The sequence below is a fragment of the Nostoc sp. KVJ3 genome (assembly GCF_026127265.1).
In the GTDB taxonomy this organism is placed as follows: domain Bacteria; phylum Cyanobacteriota; class Cyanobacteriia; order Cyanobacteriales; family Nostocaceae; genus Nostoc.
Genome location: NZ_WWFG01000001.1, coordinates 320,753 through 342,279, shown reverse-complemented (window position 1 = coordinate 342,279; position 21,527 = coordinate 320,753). Strand labels below are relative to the sequence as shown.

Here is a 21,527-nt window from a genome sequence, read left to right as displayed (position 1 = left end):
CCCCAAGGGAGAGGCTAGCGCCTTATCTACGAGAGGCTTTGCCAAGGTAGAGCGTCTCCTAGATAAGGATTTCCCCCATTGTCCTCCAATCAACTAGAAACCGCGATGTCTACGACGGGCTGCGCCAACGCAATTTTACCCACTGCCCGCCCAGTTTCACTATAAATATGAGCCGCCGCAAGTTCTTGTAAGGGATATGTGCGATCGATCACTACACGAATTTTACCCGCTTCAATCAATTCTTTGAGAAAAAGCAAGTCTTTAGCGTTAGGTTTCTCAAAGAGAAATTTAGCTTTTTGACCAGGAAGGAACGCTGTTAAGACGATCTCTAACATGACTTTGGGGTTGGGTACGGTGGTGATATAAACTCCGTTGGGTTTGAGGACTCTTTTGGTTTCTGAGAGCGATCGCTTACCTACTGCATCAAAGATAATGTCATACTGTGCTGTATCTTCGGTAAAATCCTGCTGCGTATAATCAATCACGCGGTCAGAACCCAGAGATTTGACCAAATCCAAGTTTTTGGTACTACTAACTCCCGTCACTACTGCCCCTAAAGCCTTAGCAATTTGCACTGCAAAAATCCCCACACCGCCCGCAGCACCATTAATCAAGATATTTTGTCCTGTTTGAATATTTCCCTGATCTCGCAGCGCTTGCAGAGCCGTAAGCGCCGCTAAAGGTACAGCCGCAGCTTCTTCATAAGATAGATTCGTTGGTTTGAGCGCCGCCAAGTTTTCGGGGATAGCGGCAAATTCGGCATAACCTCCTCCAGGGAAGCTAGTACTGCCGTAAATAGCATCTCCCGGTTTAAAGCGCGTGACCCCAGAGCCAACCTCTACGACTTCTCCCGCTACATCAAATCCCAGAATCTTCGGAAATTTACTGCCGATAATCAAACTCAACATCCCTTTGCGGATTTTCCAATCAATAGGATTGACGCTACTAGCACCAACTTTTACAAGTAACTGAGTTGGCTCAATTTTCGGCTGTTCCACATCTTCATACTGCAACACCTCAGCCGCGCCATACCGACGGATAACCACTGCTTTCATTGCATTCCTCCTGCTACCCTGTTTGGCTGAATGAACTCAGACAGCCTGTTTTTCTTGATAAATCTAGTGTAGCGATTTCCTAAAATAGAAATATCAGTCTAAAACTACACCTGTATGCCAGCTAGAGATGTCTATCACAATAATGTTAAAAATGCTTTGATTAAAGATAAATGGATAATTACTCATGACCCACTGACTCTGAAGTTTGGTAAAAAAGATTTGTATGTTGATTTAGGTGCTAGACAACTGTTAGCAGCGCAAAAAGGGGAATCAAAAATTGCAGTTGTGATTAAAAGTTTTAGCGACAGTTCAGATGTTGATGATTTAGAAAAAGCATTGGGTCAGTATATTTTATATCAGGATATCTTAATTGAATTGGAGCCAGAGCGAATGTTATATCTTGCAGTGTCTAACAGAGTTTTTGATGATTTATTTGAAGAACCTATCGGCAAACTGTTACTGAGAAATCATCGTTTAAAGCTGATTACCTTTGATCCAAAACAGGAGGTTATTAAACAATGGATTATACCAAGTTAGACCACTCTGGCTGGAATTCCTAAAGAACACATTGTTCTGGGCTTTCGTCCACCGGAGTTAAGACCCTACACAAGGTTATGGAGTTGCTTAAGGTGCGTAGGCGCAGCCCGTCGTAGACATCGCTCTTTAAAAGTCAACACGGAACATTCTTTTTATTCTTCAGTGCTAAATACAACACCTTCATACAGTAGTTCAATCGGGCATTCAAATTCAATGCTCGATAAAGTGACCATATCTCCAGCCGTGTAGGGATAGTAAAGCCACATCCTACCCTCACCCCGACAGTAACGCTCAACGGAGATTTTTTCCGAGTCAATCAAGATATATTCTTGCAAACTGGGGATTGTCAAATAATAAGTGAATTTTTCACCCCGGTCTTTAGCGCTTGTACCAGGGGAAAGAACTTCGGCAATTAGCTTGGGATGTTGAATAAATTTGCGGGCATTAAGGTCTTCAGGGTCGCAACTGACAATAACATCAGGATAATAGTAGCGACTCTGGAGGGTGAGTTGCATTTTTACATCTGACACATTCACTCGACAACCTCTGGAATGCAAATGAGGGCGTAAGGCAGTGTACAAGTTTAGTGCAATGTCGTTATGGGGAATTGTACCGCCTGTCATGGCAAATACTTCGCCATTGGCATATTCGTAGCGAATATCTTGCTGAGGTTCCCATTCCAGGTATTCCTCAACGGTCATTTTTGGCGGCTCTTGGGGGATGGCTATCATAACTCAGATTTTTTCACGGTTGGTCTGATTGTAGCTAAATGACAGTCTGACTTTTCAGGGTATCGGGAAAACCTCACTTCAAAGTCTCTCTCCTAAAAGGCTACGGTGTACACACAAGTCTGAAATAGCTGAAAAACCCAAGGTTTTACCCCACCCTAACCCTCCCCGTATGTAAAGGGGAGGGAACAAGATTTTCCGGTTTCCCCCCTTTATAAGGGGGGATTAAGGGGGGTAATTCGAGTTGTGTGTACACCGTAGCTTCCCGATACGGAAATGGGGTTTTTTGCTAAGGTTTGTATTGAGCAATTCAGAAAATTCATTGCGATCGCACAATCATGTTAGATTATAGTTTGTTGTTTCTCTCAAACACAAAATTCGAGAGTTTCCTACCCATCGCCTCATTTTGGGAATGAAAAAAAGGAGTTAAAAGTTAAGTTTTTTGAAAATGATATGCAGCAACACACCTATTTTCATTACCTCACATCGCTTATCAGACAAGACTTAGAGCCACAATTGAATATGATTGTCAAAGCAAAAATTAAATAAATATGAATTGCATTTTTACCCTGAAAAAAATGATATGTTAGATACAGAATTGAATTTCGCACGTTTCTGGAGTAGAACGATATAGACTACTCCAGTTTTTCACCCTCAAACCCTTGGCATTTATTGCTTTTGACGGAAATTGAGGGCAATCTGAGTACACATTTAAATAACCCAAGCCCAGTTACAAGTAGATTAAATTCCTTACTGGGATTGAGTTTTAGCTGAGTACAAAGAAATCCTGAACCCCCATCTATAAACACTAGAACCCCAACCAAAAAAGACTAGAACCCCTACCTAAAAAAAACTTTTTTAATTCTTGTAATGCTTGAAGAATTAGGGTTTTTAGTATGTGAGTACAAAAGTAATAAATCCAATAAATTCTATCCTAGAGAGACGCAACATCTGGCTGGGAGACGGCTGCTATAAATCTTATATCGCCAATCACCTAACGCTCTGAAACAAAACAAAGCGGAAAGTGAGTGGAGGGATGACATAGCACCATGCCTGAAGTGAAGAGAAGTCGCGGCTGTAAGCACCAATTCTACCCAAGAACCGAACGTTGACACACACCAGCCGAACATCAGATATCTATTGCCTGCCTGACTTGAAAACAAGTCGCCCGAACCCAAGGGTTTGCAGGTAGTGTGGAAGACGCGACTTCAATTCTGGGCATAGATAGTAGCCACAGCATCTCCCACAGTGGCAGCCAAGTCCACCGACCTTTTGCGAAATTCAATGACATCACCGTCTACACGACTCCTCAACTCTAACGCTACGGAATCGCCAACCCAAGCAAAATCAGGTGGTTGCGGCTGCGACAGCACCAGCAGCACCACCGTGGAAAGAGACGAAAAGCTCCAAGAACGCATTGCGAAACATCCCTGCTACAGCGAAGACGCTCATCACCACTACGCCCGGATGCACGTTGCAGTTGCTCCCGCTTGCAACATTCAATGCAACTATTGCAACCGCAAATATGATTGCGCTAACGAAAGCCGTCCTGGAGTAGTTAGCGAATTGCTAACACCAGAAGAAGCTGCACATAAAGCTTTGGTCATTGGTGGTAAGATTCCTCAAATGACAGTTGTGGGAATTGCTGGCCCTGGCGACCCATTGGCGAACCCAGAAAAAACCTTCCGCACATTTGAGTTGATTGCAGCGCAAGCACCAGATATTAAGCTGTGCTTATCAACCAATGGTTTAATGCTCCCAGACTACATCGATCGCATTAAACAATTAAATATAGATCACGTAACGATCACCATTAACATGGTAGATCCAGAGATCGGTGCATTGATTTATCCTTGGGTTCACTACAAACGCAAGCGCTACAGAGGTCTTGAAGGTGCAAAAATCCTCCACGAAAGACAGATGGAAGGATTGCAAGCCCTGAAAGATGCAGATATCTTGTGTAAAGTCAACTCCGTGATGATTCCCGGAATTAATGACCATCACTTAGTCGAAGTGAATCGAGTCATTCGTGAGAAAGGTGCATTCTTGCACAACATCATGCCGTTGATTTCTGCACCAGAACATGGCACACACTTCGGTTTAATCGGTCAACGCGGCCCCACACCTAAAGAACTTAAAGAAGTTCAAGACAACTGCTCTGGTAACATGAAAATGATGCGTCACTGTCGCCAGTGCCGTGCCGATGCAGTCGGATTGTTGGGAGAAGACCGCAGCCAAGAGTTCTCCAAAGAGAAATTCTTGGAAATGGCTCCCGAATATGACATGGAACAACGCGCTACTGTTCACGAAGGAATTGAGAAGTTTAAAGAAGAACTTAAAGTAGCCAAAGATAAGGCGCTAGCTGGCAAGAAAATTGCCAATAGTCCGAAAGTTTTAGTTGCAGTAGCAACCAAAGGCGGCGGATTAGTTAACCAACACTTCGGTCATGCCAAAGAATTCCAAATTTACGAAGTGGGTGGAAACGAAGTTCGCTTTATCGGTCATCGCAAAATTGACCAATACTGCCAAGGTGGATACGGCGAAGAAGCTTCCTTTGAGCATATTATAAAAGCGATCGCAGATTGCAAAGCAGTTTTAGTCTCCAAGATTGGTAACAGTCCTCAAGAGAAATTGCAACAAGCTGGAATACAGGCTGTTGAAGCTTACGACGTGATTGAAAAGGTTGCTTTGGAGTTCTACGAGCAATACGTTAAGGAATTAGGGAATTAGGGATTAGGGACTGGGGACTAGGGACTGGGAATTAAGGAAGAATTTTCCCAGTATCCATTACCCAGTACCCAGTACCCAATCCCCAGTAACCAATCCCCAAAAGGAGAATAAATCATGGCTTACAAAATTACTAGCCAGTGTATTTCCTGCAATCTCTGTCTAACGGTATGTCCCACAAATGCAGTTAAAGTGGTTGACGGACAGCACTGGATTGACCCTGAACTTTGTACAAACTGTATTGGTAGCATTCATACCATGCCTCAGTGTAAAGCTGGTTGTCCCACCTGCGACGGTTGCGTTAAGCAGCCTAGCGATTACTGGGAAGGCTGGTTTACCAATTACAACCGCGTAGTTGCTAAATTAACAAATAAACAAGATTACTGGGAACGTTGGTTTAACTGTTATTCCGAGAAATACTCCCAACAGTTGCAAAAACGCCAATCCCAAACAATGGGTGCAGAAGCTTAAATAATTCGTAATTCTTAATTGAAGACAACAATGCAAAATAACTGCATCTATCTCGATAATAATGCTACCACTAAGGTAGACCCAGAAGTTATAGAGGTAATGTTACCTTACCTCACAGATTATTACGGCAATCCCTCCAGTATGCACACCTTTGGTGGGCAAGTCGGTAAAGCAGTGAGAACCGCAAGAGAACAACTTGCAGCCATCCTGGGAGCCGATGAGTCAGAAATTGTCTACACAAGTTGTGGAACTGAGGGAGATAACGCGGCGATTCGAGCCGCACTGTTGGCGCAACCAGAAAAGCGACATATCGTCACCACTCAAGTTGAACATCCAGCAGTACTCAATGTCTGCAAACAATTAGAAACCCAAGGTTATAGTGTTACCTATCTATCAGTAAATCATCAAGGGCAGCTGGATCTAGATGAACTAGAAGCTTCCTTGACGGGTAACACCGCCTTGGTGACAATTATGTATGCTAATAATGAAACCGGCACGATTTTCCCGATTGAGCAAATTGGGTTGCGCGTCAAAGAATATGGCGCTATCTTCCATGTAGATGCGGTGCAAGCAGTGGGAAAAATCCCGTTGAATATGAAGACTAGCACCGTGGATATGTTAACTCTGTCTGGTCATAAGCTGCACGGGCCGAAAGGAATTGGTGCTTTATATATTCGGCGTGGGGTTCGGTTCCGTCCCTTTATGATTGGGGGACACCAAGAACGCGGACGGAGAGCGGGAACAGAGAATGTTCCAGCAATTATCGCCTTGGGCAAAGCTGCGGAACTAGAACTGTTACACTTAGAAGAAGCGACGGCAAAAGAAAGAAAGCTGCGCGATCGCCTCGAACAAACTTTACTAGCTACAATTCCCGATTGTGTCGTTAACGGTGACGTTACGCAGAGATTGCCCAACACCACAAATATCGGCTTCAAATACATCGAAGGTGAAGCAATTCTACTGTTATTGAACAAATACGGTATCTGTGCATCATCCGGTTCTGCTTGTACCTCCGGTTCTCTGGAACCTTCCCACGTCCTGCGGGCAATGGGCTTACCCTACACAACTTTGCACGGTTCAATTCGCTTCAGTCTTTGTCGCTACACCACAGAAGCCGAAATCGATCGAGTGATAGAGGTAATGCCTAGTATTGTAGAACGTCTACGCGCCCTCTCACCCTTCAAAAATGACGATGCAGGTTGGTTGCAAGGACAAGAACAAGCACTAGCGCATCGTTAGGGACTAGGGGACTGTTTTCAAACTAGAAGATCCCCCCTAATCCCCCTTAAAAAAGGGGGGGAAAGAAACTCTAAAAGCCACCGTTAAAAAAGGGGAAGAAAAGAAACTCTAAAAGCCCCTCTTTTTAAGGGGGGTTGGGGGGATCTCCAAAGACTGGGGTACTTAAGGGAAGCTTTGAAAACACGCCCTAATGTATAGCGCATTGAGAATGGAACCAATCCCCCAATCAAAATCCAAAATCTAAAATCTAAAATTCATTATGTGGGACTACACCGATAAAGTATTAGAACTGTTTTACGATCCCAAAAATCAGGGAGAAATTGAAGAAACGGGCGAAGCTGGAGTTAAGGTTGCAACGGGTGAAATCGGTAGCATTGCTTGCGGTGATGCTCTGAGATTGCACCTGAAAGTGGAAGTAGAATCTGATAAGATTCTAGATGCTCGTTTTCAAACCTTTGGTTGTACTAGTGCGATCGCATCTTCTAGTGCATTAACCGAAATGGTCAAAGGTTTGACCTTAGATGAAGCTCTGAAAGTGTCCAATAAAGACATTGCAGATTACCTTGGTGGTTTACCAGAAGCAAAGATGCATTGCTCTGTAATGGGACAAGAAGCCCTAGAAGCCGCTATCTACAATTATCGTGGCATACCTCTAGCTACCCACGATGATGATGATGAAGGTGCATTAGTTTGCAGTTGCTTTGGCATCAGCGAATCTAAAATTCGCCGCGTGATTCTAGAAAATCATCTCACGGATGCCGAACAAGTAACAAATTATGTGAAAGCTGGTGGCGGATGCGGTTCCTGTCTGGCGAACATTGATGATATTATTAGATCAGTTCAACAGGAATACGCCTCACCTGCTCTCAACAATTACGGCGTACAAGTTGCCACAGAAATTGTTACGTCAAAGCAGCGATCGCTAACCAACGTCCAAAAGATTGCTCTAATTCAAAAAGTTCTCGATGAAGAAGTCAGACCCGTACTCATTGCAGATGGGGGAGATGTAGAACTCTATGATGTCGAAGGCGATCGCGTTAAAGTTGTCCTGCAAGGTGCTTGCGGTTCCTGTTCTAGTAGTACAGCAACCCTAAAAATTGCGATCGAAGCCAGATTACAAGATCGTGTCAGCAAGAGCCTTGTAGTCGAAGCAGTTTAGGAATTGCTGTAGGACTTAACGAACTCTACAAATACGCCCTAATATGCATTCAGCCAAGAACAGAAAGTAGGATTTGAATCGAATCATTGTCTCCACTCAATGCTTCATACCAATTCGCCAAAAGAGAGTAATACATTCAAATCTAACTTTCTTAATTACGAATTACGTAGACACCCGAAGGATTGCTCCCCCCAAGGTATTACGAATTACGAATTGGTATCAGTCCTATCACTATTACGGCTAACAGCATATAGGCTGCATAGATTAAGCGCCTACTTGCGAATTTCATCATCTAACTCGCTTCAAAGGAACAGAATATGAGTACATTGTACGACAACATTGGCGGACAACCAGCTATTGAGAAAACAGTAGATGAACTCCACAAACGCATTGCCGCAGACAGCACCCTCAACACATTTTTTGCTGGTAAAGATATGGTCAAGCAACGTAATCATCTAGTTGCCTTCTTATCTCAGATATTTGAGGGGCCAAAGCAATACGCTGGTCGTCCAATGGACAAAACCCATGCGGGAATGAATCTACAGCAACCACACTTCGATGCGATCGCTAAACATCTCGGCGAAGCAATGGCTGTGGGTGGGGTATCAGCAGAAAACACCAAAGCTGCACTAGAGCGTGTCACAAACATGAAGGGCGCTATTTTAAACAAGTAATAGGACTTATGCATTAATTGTTGACAAATAGCAAAGTCAAGTCCTATTGAGTCTTGCAAGCTAAAGCACATTATGACGTATTTGTAAATTGCGTAACTTTCTTTGTTCTTTGTCAGAACAAATGACAAAGGACAAAGAACAAAAAGAAAAAAATTTAACGACGAAATATATGTACCTACTTTCGATCATTTTAGCTGTGGAGCGATCGCCCCCAGCAGGCATTTATGCCAACTGTACCAACGATGCTCTACACGCGCTCACTACTGTCGCTCAACTGGCGTGAACGCAACTGACAAACGCACAGACCCACCAACCAACCAATTGCAGGGAAACAAGAACCATGACAGACGAAAAGATTAGACAGATAGCTTTCTACGGTAAGGGCGGTATCGGTAAATCTACCACTTCCCAAAACACCTTAGCAGCTATGGCAGAAATGGGTCAACGCATCCTCATCGTCGGTTGCGACCCTAAAGCTGACTCCACCCGTTTGATGCTGCACAGCAAAGCTCAAACAACCGTTCTTCACCTCGCCGCAGAACGTGGTGCAGTAGAAGATATCGAACTCGAAGAAGTAATGTTAACCGGTTTCCGTGACGTTCGTTGCGTAGAATCTGGTGGGCCAGAACCCGGTGTAGGTTGCGCCGGTCGTGGTATCATCACCGCCATCAACTTCTTAGAAGAAAATGGTGCTTACCAAAACCTAGACTTCGTATCTTACGACGTATTAGGTGACGTTGTGTGCGGTGGTTTCGCAATGCCTATCCGTGAAGGCAAGGCACAAGAAATCTACATTGTAACATCAGGTGAAATGATGGCGATGTATGCTGCTAACAACATCGCTCGTGGTGTTCTTAAGTATGCTCACACTGGTGGCGTGCGTTTGGGTGGTTTGATTTGTAACAGCCGTAACACTGACCGGGAAATCGAACTAATCGAAACCTTGGCAAAACGGTTGAACACCCAAATGATCCACTTCGTACCCCGTGACAACATCGTTCAACACGCAGAATTGCGCCGGATGACTGTTAACGAGTACGCACCAGAAAGCAACCAAGCTAACGAATATCGCACATTGGCTACAAAGATCATCGACAACAAAAATCTAGCTATTCCTACACCCATCGAAATGGAAGAACTAGAAGAATTGTTGATTGAATTCGGTATTCTCGAAAGCGACGAAAATACCGCAATGCTAGTTGGCAAAAGTGCTGCTGAAGCTCCCGTAGTATAATTCGCTGCTAATAAATAACGCTTTAGCACAAGGAAAAAGGAAGAGTTTCATATCTTCCCTTTTATCCTCTCCCTTGCATCTCCCCCCTAACCTTAGAGGGGACTCCTAGTCCCCCTATGCCCCGATCCTTACGAGTCACAGAGGCTAAGTATGACACCTCCAGAAAATCAAAACATCATCGAAGAAAGAAAAGAACTAATTAAAGAAGTTCTCAGTGCTTACCCAGAAAAAGCAGCTAAAAAGCGCGAAAAGCACTTAAGTGTATACGAAGAAGGTAAGTCCGATTGCGGCGTTAAGTCTAACATCAAATCCCTGCCTGGGGTAATGACCGCTCGCGGTTGTGCTTACGCCGGTTCTAAAGGTGTGGTTTGGGGCCCTATTAAGGACATGATCCACATCAGCCACGGGCCTGTAGGTTGCGGTTACTGGTCTTGGTCTGGTCGTCGTAACTACTACATCGGCACTACAGGTATTGATACCTTTGGTACCATGCACTTCACCTCTGACTTCCAAGAAAGAGATATCGTGTTCGGTGGTGACAAGAAACTTACCAAGCTCATCCAAGAACTTGATGTACTTTTCCCCCTCAACCGTGGTGTTTCCATTCAATCTGAATGTCCCATCGGTCTAATTGGGGATGACATCGAAGCAGTTGCTCGGAAGACATCGAAAGAAATCGGCAAGCCAGTTGTACCTGTGCGTTGCGAAGGCTTCCGGGGTGTTTCCCAATCTTTAGGACACCACATTGCTAACGACATGGTTCGTGACTGGGTGTTCACCAGATCCGACCAAGCGAAAAAAGACGGTACACTCAAGTTTGAAGGTACTCCTTATGATGTAGCCATCATTGGTGACTACAACATCGGTGGAGATGCTTGGGCTAGCCGCATCCTGTTAGAAGAAATCGGCTTGCGCGTAGTCGCTCAGTGGTCAGGTGATGGCACCATCAACGAAATGTTGATGACCCCCAATGTGAAGATGAACCTCATCCACTGTTACCGGTCGATGAACTACATCAGCCGTCACATGGAAGAAGCTTATGGTATACCCTGGTTGGAATATAACTTCTTCGGCCCCACCAAGATTGCTGAATCTTTACGGGAAATCGCTTCCAAGTTTGACGAAACAATCCAAGCAAATGCTGAAAAAGTTATCGCCAAATATCAGCCCACAATGGATGCGGTAATTGCTAAGTATCGCCCCCGTTTGGATGGTAAGACTGTAGCCATAATGGTTGGTGGTCTACGTCCTCGCCACGTTGTCCCAGCTTTCCTAGACTTGGGCATGAAGATGATTGGTACTGGTTATGAGTTCGCTCATAACGATGATTACAAACGTACCACTCACTACATCGAAAACGGCACCATCGTTTATGACGACGTTACCGCTTACGAATTCGAGGAATTTATCAAAGCGCTGAAGCCTGACCTAGTAGCTTCTGGTGTGAAAGAGAAGTACGTCTTCCAAAAGATGGGTCTACCTTTCCGTCAAATGCACTCTTGGGATTACTCCGGCCCTTATCACGGTTATGACGGCTTCGCCATCTTCGCACGTGACATGGACTTGGCACTCAACAGCCCAACCTGGTCATTAATTGGCGCTCCTTGGAATGAAAAAGCTCAGGCTAAGAAGGCTGAAGCTAAGGCTAAGGCTGCCGTTTAGGGAAATGGGAGAGAGAGATAAGTAAGGATAACCTGGGGCTAAAACCCCAGGAGGGAGTCGGGAATCCAAAATTCAAAATTAAAAGATTAAAAATTTATTTTGATTTTTGCATTTTGAATTTTGAATCATATTCCCACTCCCTTGTAGAGACGCGATTAATCGCGTCTCTCCCGCCTTAAATCTTTATTCCTCGATTAGTAAAGAATTCAGTAAGCTTGGAGATCCGAAAATGCCTCAGAATCCCGAAAAAATTCAAGATCACGTCGAGTTATTCCACCAACCAGAATACCAACAACTTTTTGAAAACAAAAAGCAGTTTGAAAACGGTCACGAAGCCGAAGAAGTACAACGGGTTGCAGAGTGGACAAAAGGTTGGGATTATCGTGAAAAGAACTTCGCTCGTGAAGCTTTAACCGTTAACCCTGCTAAAGGTTGTCAGCCATTGGGAGCAATCTTTGCGGCTGTTGGTTTTGAAGGTACTCTACCCTTCGTTCAAGGTTCTCAAGGTTGCGTTGCTTATTTCCGCACCCACTTAACCCGTCACTACAAAGAGCCATTCTCTGGTGTATCTTCTTCAATGACTGAAGATGCAGCCGTGTTTGGTGGTCTGCAAAACATGATTGACGGGTTGGCGAACTCTTACCAACTCTACAAGCCCAAGATGATTGCTGTCTGCACCACCTGTATGGCAGAAGTAATTGGTGATGACTTACAGTCTTTCATCAATAATGCTAAAGAAGCTGGTTCAGTTCCTCAAACTTTCCCAGTACCTTACGCTCACACACCTAGCTTTGTCGGTTCCCACATCACTGGTTACGACAACATGATGAAGGGAATTCTTTCTAACTTGACCGCAGGTCATAAGAAAGAAACCAGCAATGGTAAAATCAACTTCATCCCAGGTTTTGACACCTACGTAGGTAACAACCGCGAAATCAAGCGGATTGCTTCTTTGTTCGGCTTTGACTACACAATTCTAGCCGACAACAGCGACTACCTCGATTCACCAAACACAGGTGAATTCGATATGTATCCAGGTGGTACAAAGCTAGAAGATGCCGCAGATTCAATCAATGCGAAAGCGACGATCGCTCTGCAAGCACACTCTACCCTCAAAACCCGCGAGTATATTGAAAAAGAGTGGAAGCAACCAACCTCAGTTTCCCGTCCTTGGGGCATTAAGGGTACTGATGAGTTCTTGATGAAACTCAGCGAATTGAGTGGTATCCCCATTCCTCAAGAATTGGAAATCGAACGCGGTCGTGCAGTTGATGCCATGACTGACTCTCACTCATGGATTCACGGCAAGCGCTTCGCTATCTACGGCGAACCAGATTTAGTATACAGCGTAGTTGGCTTCATGCTAGAAATGGGTGCTGAACCTGTGCATATCTTGGTTCACAATAGCAACGAAGTATTTGAAGCAGAAATCAAAGAATTGCTTGCTTCTAGCCCCTTCGGTCAACATGCAACTGTTTGGCCTGGTAAGGACTTGTGGCACATGCGTTCACTGTTGTTCACCGAACCAGTAGATTTCTTGATCGGTAACACCTACGGTAAGTACCTGTGGCGCGACACCAAGATTCCCCTCGTGAGAATCGGCTACCCCATCATGGATCGTCACCACTTACACCGCTACTCCACCATTGGTTATCAAGGTGTAATCAACTTGCTCAACTGGGTTGTAAATACTCTGTTTGAAGAAATCGATCGCAACACCAACATTCCTTCTAAGACAGATATTTCCTACGACTTGATTCGTTAGAAATTGCGTAGAAACACAACGTGTTAATTAAAGGGAGAAAATAATTCGTAATTCGTAATTCGTAATTCGTAATTATGAATTATTTCCCCCTTTTTCTTCATAGCATTTACCCAAGGAATTTATAAATGGAAACCATCAATCATACTCACGAACACACTCACACTCATCCTCATCCTAATTACCATCCACCTAATCAGAAAAAACGAGGATGGTTCCACAATCTTCTTAATCCGTTGCGCCGTGTAGTGGATGGAATTCAGGTTAAAAATAATCGCTTCGCTCATCTAATTTGCCAAACAATTCCTTGTTGTTGTCCATTTGAGCGACAAATTAAATTATTTGGGAAGTCTATTGATATTCCACCACTATGTAAACTCAATCCTTTATATGACGAATTTGTAGGATTGCGTTTCCGCGCTCTATCTTACCTCGCTGATGTATGTGGAGAGGATGTCACAAAATACATTTGTTAGTCATTGGTCATTAGTCATTGGTCATTAGTTATTGGTCATTAGTTGTTAGTTATTTAAAGGATAAATGACAAAGGACAAATGACAAAGGACAATTAACAATTAAGAGAAGAGAGATGAAAAGCACCCAAGGCAAAATCAACGAGCTGCTGACTGAGACAGGATGCGAACATAATCAGCATAAACAAGCGGAAAAGAAAAATAAATCATGCGCTCAACAGGCACAACCTGGCGCGGCTCAAGGGGGCTGTGCCTTTGATGGTGCAATGATTGCTTTAGTGCCGATCGCAGATGCAGCGCATCTAGTCCACGGGCCGATCGCCTGTGCTGGTAATTCCTGGGGCAGTCGTGGTAGTCTGTCGTCTGGCCCGCAACTCTACAAAATGGGCTTTACCACTGACTTGGGTGAAAATGATGTCATCTTCGGTGGCGAAAAGAAACTCTACAAAGCGATTCTGGAACTCAAAGAGCGCTACCAACCAGCAGCAATATTTGTCTATGCCACTTGCGTTACAGCCTTAATTGGCGATGATATGGATGCTGTCTGCAAAGCGGCGGCTGAGAAAATTGGTATTCCTGTTGTTCCCGTCATTGCCCCAGGATTCATCGGCAGTAAAAATCTGGGCAACCGTTTTGGTGGTGAAGCTTTATTAGAATATGTTGTCGGAACAGCAGAACCGGAACATACAACGCCTTATGATATTAACTTAATCGGTGAATACAACATCGCCGGTGAAATGTGGGGAGTAACACCACTGTTAGAAAAATTAGGCATCCGTATTTTGTCTAAAATTACGGGCGATGCTCGCTACGATGAAATTCGCTACGCCCACCGTGCCAAGCTCAACGTCATGATCTGCTCGCGAGCGTTGCTCAATATGGCAAGAAAGATGGAGGAGCGTTATAACATCCCCTACATTGAAGAGTCTTTCTACGGCATCGATGATATGAATCGCTGTCTGCGAAATATCGCTGCTAAATTAGGCGACGCTGATTTACAAGAGCGGACAGAAAAGTTAATTGCAGAAGAAACGGCTGCTTTAGATTTGGCATTGGCTCCTTATCGCGCTCGACTCAAAGGTAAGCGGGTTGTTTTATATACTGGTGGTGTCAAAAGTTGGTCGATTATCTCGGCTGCTAGAGACTTAGGCATTGAAGTTGTTGCTACCAGTACTCGGAAAAGTACTGAAGAAGATAAAGCCAAAATCAAGAAGCTGATTGGCAACGATGGCATCATGCTAGAGAAAGGCAACGCTCAAGAATTGCTACAACTGGTTAAAGACACTCGCGCAGATATGCTGATTGCTGGTGGACGTAACCAATATACCGCTTTGAAAGCTCGAATTCCTTTCCTTGATATCAACCAAGAACGCCATCATCCTTATGCAGGTTATGTGGGAATGATTGAAATGGCGCGGGAATTGTACGAAGCATTGTATAGCCCAATTTGGGAACAAATACGCAAACCCGCTCCTTGGGAAGAAGAGGAGGAAGTTTAATGGCGATCGCAACGTTCCTAAATTCGTTGGTGAAAACACCAAATTCTCATCTTTTTCTCTCTGTGCCCTCTGCGTACTCTGTGGTTCAAAAAAATCATTTTTCAACCGCAGAGGCGCAGAAAACGCAGACTAAAGAGCTTCCAAATGAGGAGGTAGTTTAATGGCGATCGTTACCGTTACTAACAAAGCACTGACAGTTAATCCCCTCAAGCAAAGTCAAGCTTTGGGCGCAACCTTAGCCTTTTTGGGATTGAAAGGGACGATGCCTTTATTCCACGGTTCTCAAGGTTGTACTGCTTTCGCTAAAGTTGTCCTCGTGCGGCATTTCCGGGAAGCTATTCCTTTAGCTACCACAGCGATGACAGAAGTCACTACCATTTTGGGTGGTGAAGAGAATGTGGAGCAAGCAATTCTGACTCTGGTGGAAAAGGCTAACCCAGAAATTATTGGTTTATGTAGTACTGGGTTAACGGAAACTAGAGGCGATGACATTGAAGGGTTTCTGAAGGAAATCCGCGATCGCCATCCTGAATTGAATGATTTAGCGATCGTTTTTGCGCCTACCCCAGATTTTAAAGGTGCGTTGCAAGATGGTTTTGCCGTTGCTGTCGAAAGCATAGTTAAGGAAATTCCTCGCGCGGGTGGACTCAGAACTGAACAAGTCACGATTTTGGCGGGTTCTGCTTTCACACCTGGGGATGTCCAGGAAATCAAAGAGATGGTCACATCTTTTGGATTAGTCCCTATCTTTGTACCTGACCTTGGCGCTTCCCTTGATGGACACTTGGAGGATAATTATAGTGCGGTTACAGTCAGTGGGACTACCTTAAAACAGCTACGAGAAGTCGGTAGTTCTGCCTTTACCCTGGCTTTGGGTGAAAGTATGCGGGGGGCTGCTAAGATTCTGGAAGAACGCTTTGGTACACCTTATGAGGTGTTTGGCGAACTGACAGGATTAGAACCAGTAGATGAATTTATCCAAGCATTGGCGATTCTGAGCGGTAACAGTGTACCCGAAAAATACCGCCGCCAACGTCGTCAGTTGCAAGATGCGATGCTGGACACCCACTTTTACTTCAGTGGAAAACGAGTTTCCCTAGCGTTGGAACCAGATTTGTTGTGGTCAACAGTGCATTTCCTGCAATCGATGGGAGCGCAGATTCATGGGGCGGTGACAACCACGCGATCGCACCTTTTAGAAAAACTCCCAGTTAAAAGCATCACCATCGGCGACTTAGAAGACTTTGAGAGTCTAGCAGGTGGTTCTGATTTGCTGATTGGTAACTCCAATGTTGGTGCGATCGCTAAACGGCTCTCGATTCCTCTTTATCGTCTAGGATTGCCCATTTATGATCGCTTAGGTAATGGTCAATTTACCAAAGTTGGCTATCGAGGCACGATGGAAATTGTCTTTGGCATCGGCAACCTGTTTTTAGAGCAAGAAGAAGCGAGAATTAAGCGGTTTCAAGAGTTAGGAATTGTCAGCGCTGAGTTTTGAATTCACACTTGAAAATTCAAAACAGTTCAGTTAAGAGTTGATCCTCCTTAACCCTCCTTAAAAAGGAGGGAATAGAGCAAGTCTTAAATTAGCCCCTCTTTTTAAGGCGTGTATACACAAGTCGAATTACCCCCCTTAATCCCCCTTATGAAGGGGGGAAACAATAAATCTAGTTCCCTCCCCTTTATAAGGGGAGGGTTAGGGTGGGGTAAAACCTTAGTTAATCAGCTATTTAAAACTTGTGTATACACAGTAGATTTTTAAGGAGGATCTTCCGAGGCTAAATATCACTAACTGAACCGGATTGCTTCAAAATTCAAAACTTTAGAGAGGAGAATTACGATGAAGATTGCCTTTACGACAAGTGACGGAGTTCATATTAATACTCATTTTGGAGGGTCAGAACAAATTGATGTTTATGAAATTTCCGATGAAGGATATCAATTTGTAGAAGCTCTCAAATTTAATTATGAAATCAAAGAAGAGAATAATGAGAGCAAACTTGCACCAAAAATTGAAGCATTAGTTGACTGCACAATTATTTATGTTGTGGCAATTGGTGGTAGCGCCGCCGCTCGTTTAATCAAGAAAGGTGTCACCCCAGTGAAGGCGCGATCGCCAGAAGAAGAAATTAGTGAAGTGCTAAATAAGCTAGTAAAAACCCTCAAAGGTAATCCTCCGCCTTGGTTGCGTAAAGCTTTACAGCCAAAAACTACAAACTTTGTCGATGAAGTTGAAAACGAAGCAACAGTATGACCACAAATAATAGTGTTAACGGAACTGCTACAACTGAAGTCTTGAACTCACCTTTCCTGAAGGTACTAATCAAACAAATTCGCGGTCAAGACAGTTATGGTGTTTATCGTAGTTGGTCGGATGAGTTGATTCTCAAACCCTTTATTGTCACCAAACAAAAGAAACGGGAAATTTCCGTTGAGGGCGAAGTTGATCCGATCACTCAAGCACGGATTATGGCATTTTTTCGGGCTGTAGCTGCTGGGATTGAACAAGAAACAGGTTTGATATCCCAGGTTGTAGTTGATTTGAGTCATGAAGGATTTGGCTGGGCGCTAGTTTTTTCTGGTCGTCTCTTGCTAGCTGTGAAAACCTTACGAGACGCTCAACGCTTTGGCTTTGACTCCCTAGAGAAATTAGCAGAAGAGGGAGAAAACTACGTCAACAAAGGTCTTGATTTGGCGAAACGCTTCCCTGAAGTTGGCAAACTTTAAAGAGTTAGGAGTTAGGAGTTAAGAGTGAGGAATTAAGTTAACTCTTAACCGATAATTCATGATTTACAGGTTTTAATTTATAACTCCTAACTTCTAACTCCTAACTTAAAAATAAGGAGTGGCTGATTGTGCAAGCGGAAGAAACGAGCATTGAGGAACTACAAGGACAAATCAGACGGCTTAACAGCAAAGCAGGTCAAATGAAAATGGATTTGCATGATTTAGCTGAAGGTCTGCCAACAGATTACAAACAACTTATGGATGTTGCCGCCGCAACTTATGAAATCTATCGCCAGTTAGATGAACTTAAGCAACATCTGAAACAATTGGAGAATGCTAAATGACTGGAACAATTGATGAATTCAAGAAGCTCGTAGATGCGGAAGAATTTTTTCAATTCTTTAATATGTCCTACGACTTAGAAGTTGTGAATATACATCGTCTACATATTCTGAAAAAGTTTTCACAATATATGCACGAAATTGATGAGAATTCTCCTGATGTAAGTCAAGAAGAGAAATTAAATCAATATTCTTTGGCTTTGCAGAAAGCTTATCAGGTATTTATCGAATCGACAGCTTACGAACAAAAGCTGTTCAAAGTGTTTAACGACAAGCCGAAAAATGTAGTCACACTGACAGAAATCACTTCTGATTAGGAGGTATAAATTGGTTAACCTAACGCCTACCGAATTAGAACGCTATCGTCGCCAAATGATGCTTCCGAACTTTGGCGAAACAGCACAGAAACGCCTAAAGTCAGCGACGGTTTTGGTTACAGGTGTGGGAGGATTAGGCGGTACGGCGGCGCTTTACTTAGCAGTAGCGGGCGTTGGGCGGCTAATCTTAGTCCGGGGTGGTGACTTGCGGCTAGATGATATGAATCGTCAGGTTCTTATGACTGATGATTGGGTAGGTAAGCCAAGGGTATTCAAAGCTAAAGAAACTCTGGATGCGATTAATCCTGATGTCCAAGTGGAAGCTGTTCATGATTACATCACCCCGGAAAATGTAGATTCGTTAGTGCAATCTGCTGATATGGCTCTTGATTGCGCCCACAACTTTACAGAGCGCAATTTGTTAAATGAAGCCTGTGTGCGATCGCGTAAGCCAATGGTGGAAGCCGCAATGAATGGGATGGAGGCTTACCTGACGACAATTATCCCTGGTGTGACTCCTTGTTTATCTTGTCTGTTTCCAGAGAAGCCTGATTGGGATCAGCGCGGCTTTTCTGTTATGGGCGCTGTTTCTGGGACATTAGCTTGTCTAACAGCACTGGAAGCTATCAAGTTGATCACCGGGTTTAGTCAGCCTCTGTTATCGCAATTGCTGACAATCGACCTAAATCGAATGGAATTTGCTAAACGCCGTTCTCACCGCGATCGCTCTTGTCCAGTATGCGGTAATAGTGCGCCTTGGAGACACGCGCAAGCCAATTCGATGGAACCTACAGGGATTGCACAAAATAGTTAATTTTCATCCCCACCTGAAATCAGAACAACCAATCGCTACAAATCAGGAGAACTGATGGCCGTAATCTTATCAGAAAAAGCAGAATTTCATCTGCGGGCATTCCTCAAAGGTTCAGCACCCGATGCTAATGGCGCAACTAAAGGTGTCCGCATCTCGGTAAAAGATGGTGGTTGCAGTGGCTATGAATATGCAATTGATATCACCAGCAAGCCCCAACCAGATGATTTGGTAAGTCACCAAGGCAAAGTGGTAGTTTACGTTGATGCCAAAAGTGCGCCGTTATTAGACGGAGTTATCGTTGACTTCGTTGAGGGAGTGATGGAAAGCGGTTTTAAATTCATCAACCCCAACGCAACTGATACCTGCGGTTGTGGAAAGTCCTTCAAAACAGATGACGGTACGCCTACTGGTGTACCTTGCAGCTAACATCATTCCGTTAGCCGCCAAGTCTGATTGTAGAGGCTCGATCGCCTTGCCTTGAGGTAGCTTCTCGTTCGCTTTGCATCCTTTACCTCTATAGAGAAGCCAACTAAACTTTGCATCTCCGTAAGAAAGAGGGGAGCAAAAAGTAGGATAGGTTGCTCAAAAACTTCGGAAATTAAACCAACTGTATAACGTTTGAGGAGAATCGAAAAATGGCTTCCTACCAAGTTAGATTAATCAACAAAAAAGAAGACATCGATACAACAATTGAAGTTGATGAAGAGACTACCATTTTAGAAGCAGCAGAAGAAAACGGTATTGAGTTGCCTTTTTCTTGTCATGCAGGTTCTTGCTCTAGCTGTGTAGGCAAGGTTGTTGAAGGTGAAGTTAATCAAGAAGATCAAAACTTCCTGGATGACGATCAGGTTTCTAAAGGATACGCTCTACTTTGTGTAACTTATCCTCGTTCTAATTGCACAATTAAGACTCATCAAGAAGCATATCTTGTCTAAAATATTACCTGGGTTGCTACCTTTGACAACCAAATAAAATATGAAGGATGAAGGATGAAAATATGCTTCATTCTTCCCTTCATAATTCCTAATTTAGAATTAAAATGTTTACTCCCTTTAATGTATCTGGCTGTTCATTAGAATTATTGAGAACAGGAGAGCGAGGAATCGTCACCTTCTGTAAAAGTAAAGACGAAACCATCTTAAAAAAACTGATATCAATAGGGGTAATACCAGGAGCCACTATTACTTTAGAACAACACTTTCCATTATTTTTTATAAAAACAGGAAACACATTTTTAACGCTAGATATAGAAAGTGTCCGCGCTATTTATGTCCGTATCGTTGATAATTAAATTAATTAATATTTATAAGAATATTTTCTTGTCCAGATAATTTTTACTTCGTAATTAAGAGTTTACAAAGCAAGAATTCATTACAACTACGACTTATACCATTTCTTTGTGAAGCTGCATATATTTACCCCCCGATGTGTTGGGGGACTTATTATGTGCATCTTCATACAGAATTGGTATTACGCATCAAGTACACAATGTAGGGGCAATTCATAAATTGCCCCTAAATTACCTTTTTGTGCAAGTCTTTTTATGGACATGAATACAATTTGGTATTAGAGATAGAGCCGCTTGTAAGAAAAGGCAACTTGCCTATTTTTTACTCAACAGCAACTATGACATCTGATGATTTAATAACGGCATAAGCCTGTTTGCCTTCTGCAAGTCCCAGCTTTTCTGCTGATGATTTTGTGATTATTGACACTAACTCTACTCCTGGTGCAATTTCTAAAGTTACCTCAGTATTAACTGTACCAGGCACAACTTTCTTGACAGTACCTTTGAGAGAATTACGAGCGCTAATTTCCATGTTTCGTTTGTGCTTTACTTATTTATACCTAAACAAACTAGCAAATTTGGCTTGAAAAAGGAAATTATTTGAGATTTCTTAATAACTTTCAGGGGTATCAAAGTAAAACTCAGCGTCATATCTCTATTTTATTAAACACAAGATTCAATAGAAACATGACATCAAATTTGAGCGAGATAAAACTATAGGCTTGAACAAATTATCAAAACTAAGCAAACTTACGCAATAGTGTAGTAGTGACTGACTATTTACGCAAAAAGTCTATTTGCTATTAGTCTAGATTTTGAA

General features: G+C 43.4%; 25 protein-coding genes. 21 read left to right on the top strand and 4 right to left on the bottom strand.

Annotated elements, in window-relative coordinates:
- Positions 1–89: 89 nt before the first annotated feature.
- Positions 90–1,055: an NAD(P)-dependent alcohol dehydrogenase gene (locus GTQ43_RS01505; protein ID WP_265270050.1), complete on the bottom strand. Its 966-nt coding sequence runs from the start codon at positions 1,053–1,055 to the stop codon at positions 90–92.
- 114 nt (positions 1,056–1,169) lie between these two features.
- Between GTQ43_RS01505 and GTQ43_RS01500 the strand changes: the two genes are divergently transcribed.
- Positions 1,170–1,592, top strand: coding sequence for a XisH family protein (locus tag GTQ43_RS01500; protein WP_265270047.1), 423 nt, complete (start codon positions 1,170–1,172; stop codon positions 1,590–1,592).
- Positions 1,593–1,744: 152 nt separating this feature from the next.
- On the opposite strand, the gene GTQ43_RS01495 is transcribed toward GTQ43_RS01500, so the two are convergent.
- Complete coding sequence (locus GTQ43_RS01495; protein WP_265270045.1) at positions 1,745–2,323, bottom strand: Uma2 family endonuclease; 579 nt, start codon at positions 2,321–2,323, stop codon at positions 1,745–1,747.
- 1,126 nt (positions 2,324–3,449) lie between these two features.
- Positions 3,450–3,611 (bottom strand): hypothetical protein, encoded by a 162-nt coding sequence (locus GTQ43_RS01490; protein ID WP_265270044.1) that lies wholly within the window; start codon positions 3,609–3,611, stop codon positions 3,450–3,452.
- Between GTQ43_RS01490 and nifB the strand changes: the two genes are divergently transcribed.
- From nifB to GTQ43_RS01390, 20 genes are all read left to right on the top strand, one after another.
- Positions 3,605–5,050, top strand: coding sequence for a nitrogenase cofactor biosynthesis protein NifB (nifB, locus tag GTQ43_RS01485; RefSeq protein ID WP_265270042.1), 1,446 nt, complete (start codon positions 3,605–3,607; stop codon positions 5,048–5,050). The genes GTQ43_RS01490 and nifB overlap by 7 nt on opposite strands.
- Positions 5,051–5,164: 114 nt before the next feature.
- Entirely contained in the window at positions 5,165–5,518 is a 354-nt protein-coding gene (locus tag GTQ43_RS01480; RefSeq protein WP_265270040.1) for a DUF362 domain-containing protein, read from the top strand.
- 30 nt (positions 5,519–5,548) lie between these two features.
- Positions 5,549–6,757, top strand: coding sequence for a cysteine desulfurase NifS (gene nifS, locus GTQ43_RS01475; RefSeq protein ID WP_265270038.1), 1,209 nt, complete (start codon positions 5,549–5,551; stop codon positions 6,755–6,757).
- Positions 6,758–7,016: 259 nt separating this feature from the next.
- On the top strand, positions 7,017–7,916 hold the full coding sequence (gene nifU, locus GTQ43_RS01470; protein ID WP_265270036.1) for a Fe-S cluster assembly protein NifU: 900 nt from the start codon (positions 7,017–7,019) through the stop codon (positions 7,914–7,916).
- Between the two features lie 317 nt (positions 7,917–8,233).
- On the top strand, positions 8,234–8,590 hold the full coding sequence (locus tag GTQ43_RS01465; RefSeq protein WP_265270035.1) for a group 1 truncated hemoglobin: 357 nt from the start codon (positions 8,234–8,236) through the stop codon (positions 8,588–8,590).
- A gap of 121 nt (positions 8,591–8,711) precedes the next feature.
- A complete protein-coding gene (locus GTQ43_RS01460) occupies positions 8,712–8,873 on the top strand; it encodes a hypothetical protein (RefSeq protein WP_265270033.1) in 162 nt (53 codons plus the stop codon).
- 57 nt (positions 8,874–8,930) lie between these two features.
- Positions 8,931–9,824, top strand: coding sequence for a nitrogenase iron protein (nifH, locus tag GTQ43_RS01455; protein WP_094327394.1), 894 nt, complete (start codon positions 8,931–8,933; stop codon positions 9,822–9,824).
- Between the two features lie 150 nt (positions 9,825–9,974).
- Positions 9,975–11,486 carry a nitrogenase molybdenum-iron protein alpha chain gene (gene nifD, locus GTQ43_RS01450; RefSeq protein ID WP_265270029.1) on the top strand — a complete coding sequence of 504 codons (1,512 nt, stop codon included), beginning with the start codon at positions 9,975–9,977 and terminating at the stop codon, positions 11,484–11,486.
- Between the two features lie 229 nt (positions 11,487–11,715).
- Positions 11,716–13,251 carry a nitrogenase molybdenum-iron protein subunit beta gene (gene nifK / locus GTQ43_RS01445; RefSeq protein ID WP_265270028.1) on the top strand — a complete coding sequence of 512 codons (1,536 nt, stop codon included), beginning with the start codon at positions 11,716–11,718 and terminating at the stop codon, positions 13,249–13,251.
- Positions 13,252–13,376: 125 nt separating this feature from the next.
- Positions 13,377–13,724, top strand: coding sequence for a Mo-dependent nitrogenase C-terminal domain-containing protein (locus GTQ43_RS01440; RefSeq protein ID WP_265270027.1), 348 nt, complete (start codon positions 13,377–13,379; stop codon positions 13,722–13,724).
- A 113-nt stretch (positions 13,725–13,837) separates the two neighbouring features.
- Positions 13,838–15,220: a nitrogenase iron-molybdenum cofactor biosynthesis protein NifE gene (gene nifE / locus GTQ43_RS01435; protein ID WP_179075413.1), complete on the top strand. Its 1,383-nt coding sequence runs from the start codon at positions 13,838–13,840 to the stop codon at positions 15,218–15,220.
- Positions 15,221–15,380: 160 nt separating this feature from the next.
- A complete protein-coding gene (nifN, locus tag GTQ43_RS01430; protein ID WP_265270022.1) occupies positions 15,381–16,718 on the top strand; it encodes a nitrogenase iron-molybdenum cofactor biosynthesis protein NifN in 1,338 nt (445 codons plus the stop codon).
- 342 nt (positions 16,719–17,060) lie between these two features.
- A complete protein-coding gene (nifX, locus tag GTQ43_RS01425) occupies positions 17,061–17,474 on the top strand; it encodes a nitrogen fixation protein NifX (RefSeq protein ID WP_265270020.1) in 414 nt (137 codons plus the stop codon).
- Positions 17,471–17,947 (top strand): NifX-associated nitrogen fixation protein, encoded by a 477-nt coding sequence (locus GTQ43_RS01420; protein ID WP_265270018.1) that lies wholly within the window; start codon positions 17,471–17,473, stop codon positions 17,945–17,947. The genes nifX and GTQ43_RS01420 overlap by 4 nt, the downstream gene beginning before the upstream one ends.
- Positions 17,948–18,075: 128 nt before the next feature.
- Positions 18,076–18,291: a CCE_0567 family metalloprotein gene (locus tag GTQ43_RS01415; RefSeq protein WP_265270016.1), complete on the top strand. Its 216-nt coding sequence runs from the start codon at positions 18,076–18,078 to the stop codon at positions 18,289–18,291.
- A complete protein-coding gene (gene nifW, locus GTQ43_RS01410; protein WP_265270014.1) occupies positions 18,288–18,605 on the top strand; it encodes a nitrogenase-stabilizing/protective protein NifW in 318 nt (105 codons plus the stop codon). Before GTQ43_RS01415 ends, nifW begins: the two co-directional genes overlap by 4 nt.
- 10 nt (positions 18,606–18,615) lie before the next feature.
- Entirely contained in the window at positions 18,616–19,419 is an 804-nt protein-coding gene (locus GTQ43_RS01405; RefSeq protein WP_265270012.1) for a HesA/MoeB/ThiF family protein, read from the top strand.
- Positions 19,420–19,473: 54 nt separating this feature from the next.
- Positions 19,474–19,845 (top strand): HesB/IscA family protein, encoded by a 372-nt coding sequence (locus tag GTQ43_RS01400; RefSeq protein ID WP_094339971.1) that lies wholly within the window; start codon positions 19,474–19,476, stop codon positions 19,843–19,845.
- Between the two features lie 209 nt (positions 19,846–20,054).
- Entirely contained in the window at positions 20,055–20,354 is a 300-nt protein-coding gene (locus GTQ43_RS01395; protein WP_094339973.1) for a 2Fe-2S iron-sulfur cluster-binding protein, read from the top strand.
- Between the two features lie 104 nt (positions 20,355–20,458).
- Positions 20,459–20,710 (top strand): FeoA family protein, encoded by a 252-nt coding sequence (locus GTQ43_RS01390; protein ID WP_265270009.1) that lies wholly within the window; start codon positions 20,459–20,461, stop codon positions 20,708–20,710.
- 319 nt (positions 20,711–21,029) lie between these two features.
- Here the strand turns inward: GTQ43_RS01390 and GTQ43_RS01385 are convergent, their stop codons facing one another.
- Complete coding sequence (locus GTQ43_RS01385) at positions 21,030–21,239, bottom strand: TOBE domain-containing protein (protein ID WP_265270008.1); 210 nt, start codon at positions 21,237–21,239, stop codon at positions 21,030–21,032.
- Positions 21,240–21,527 lie beyond the last annotated feature (288 nt).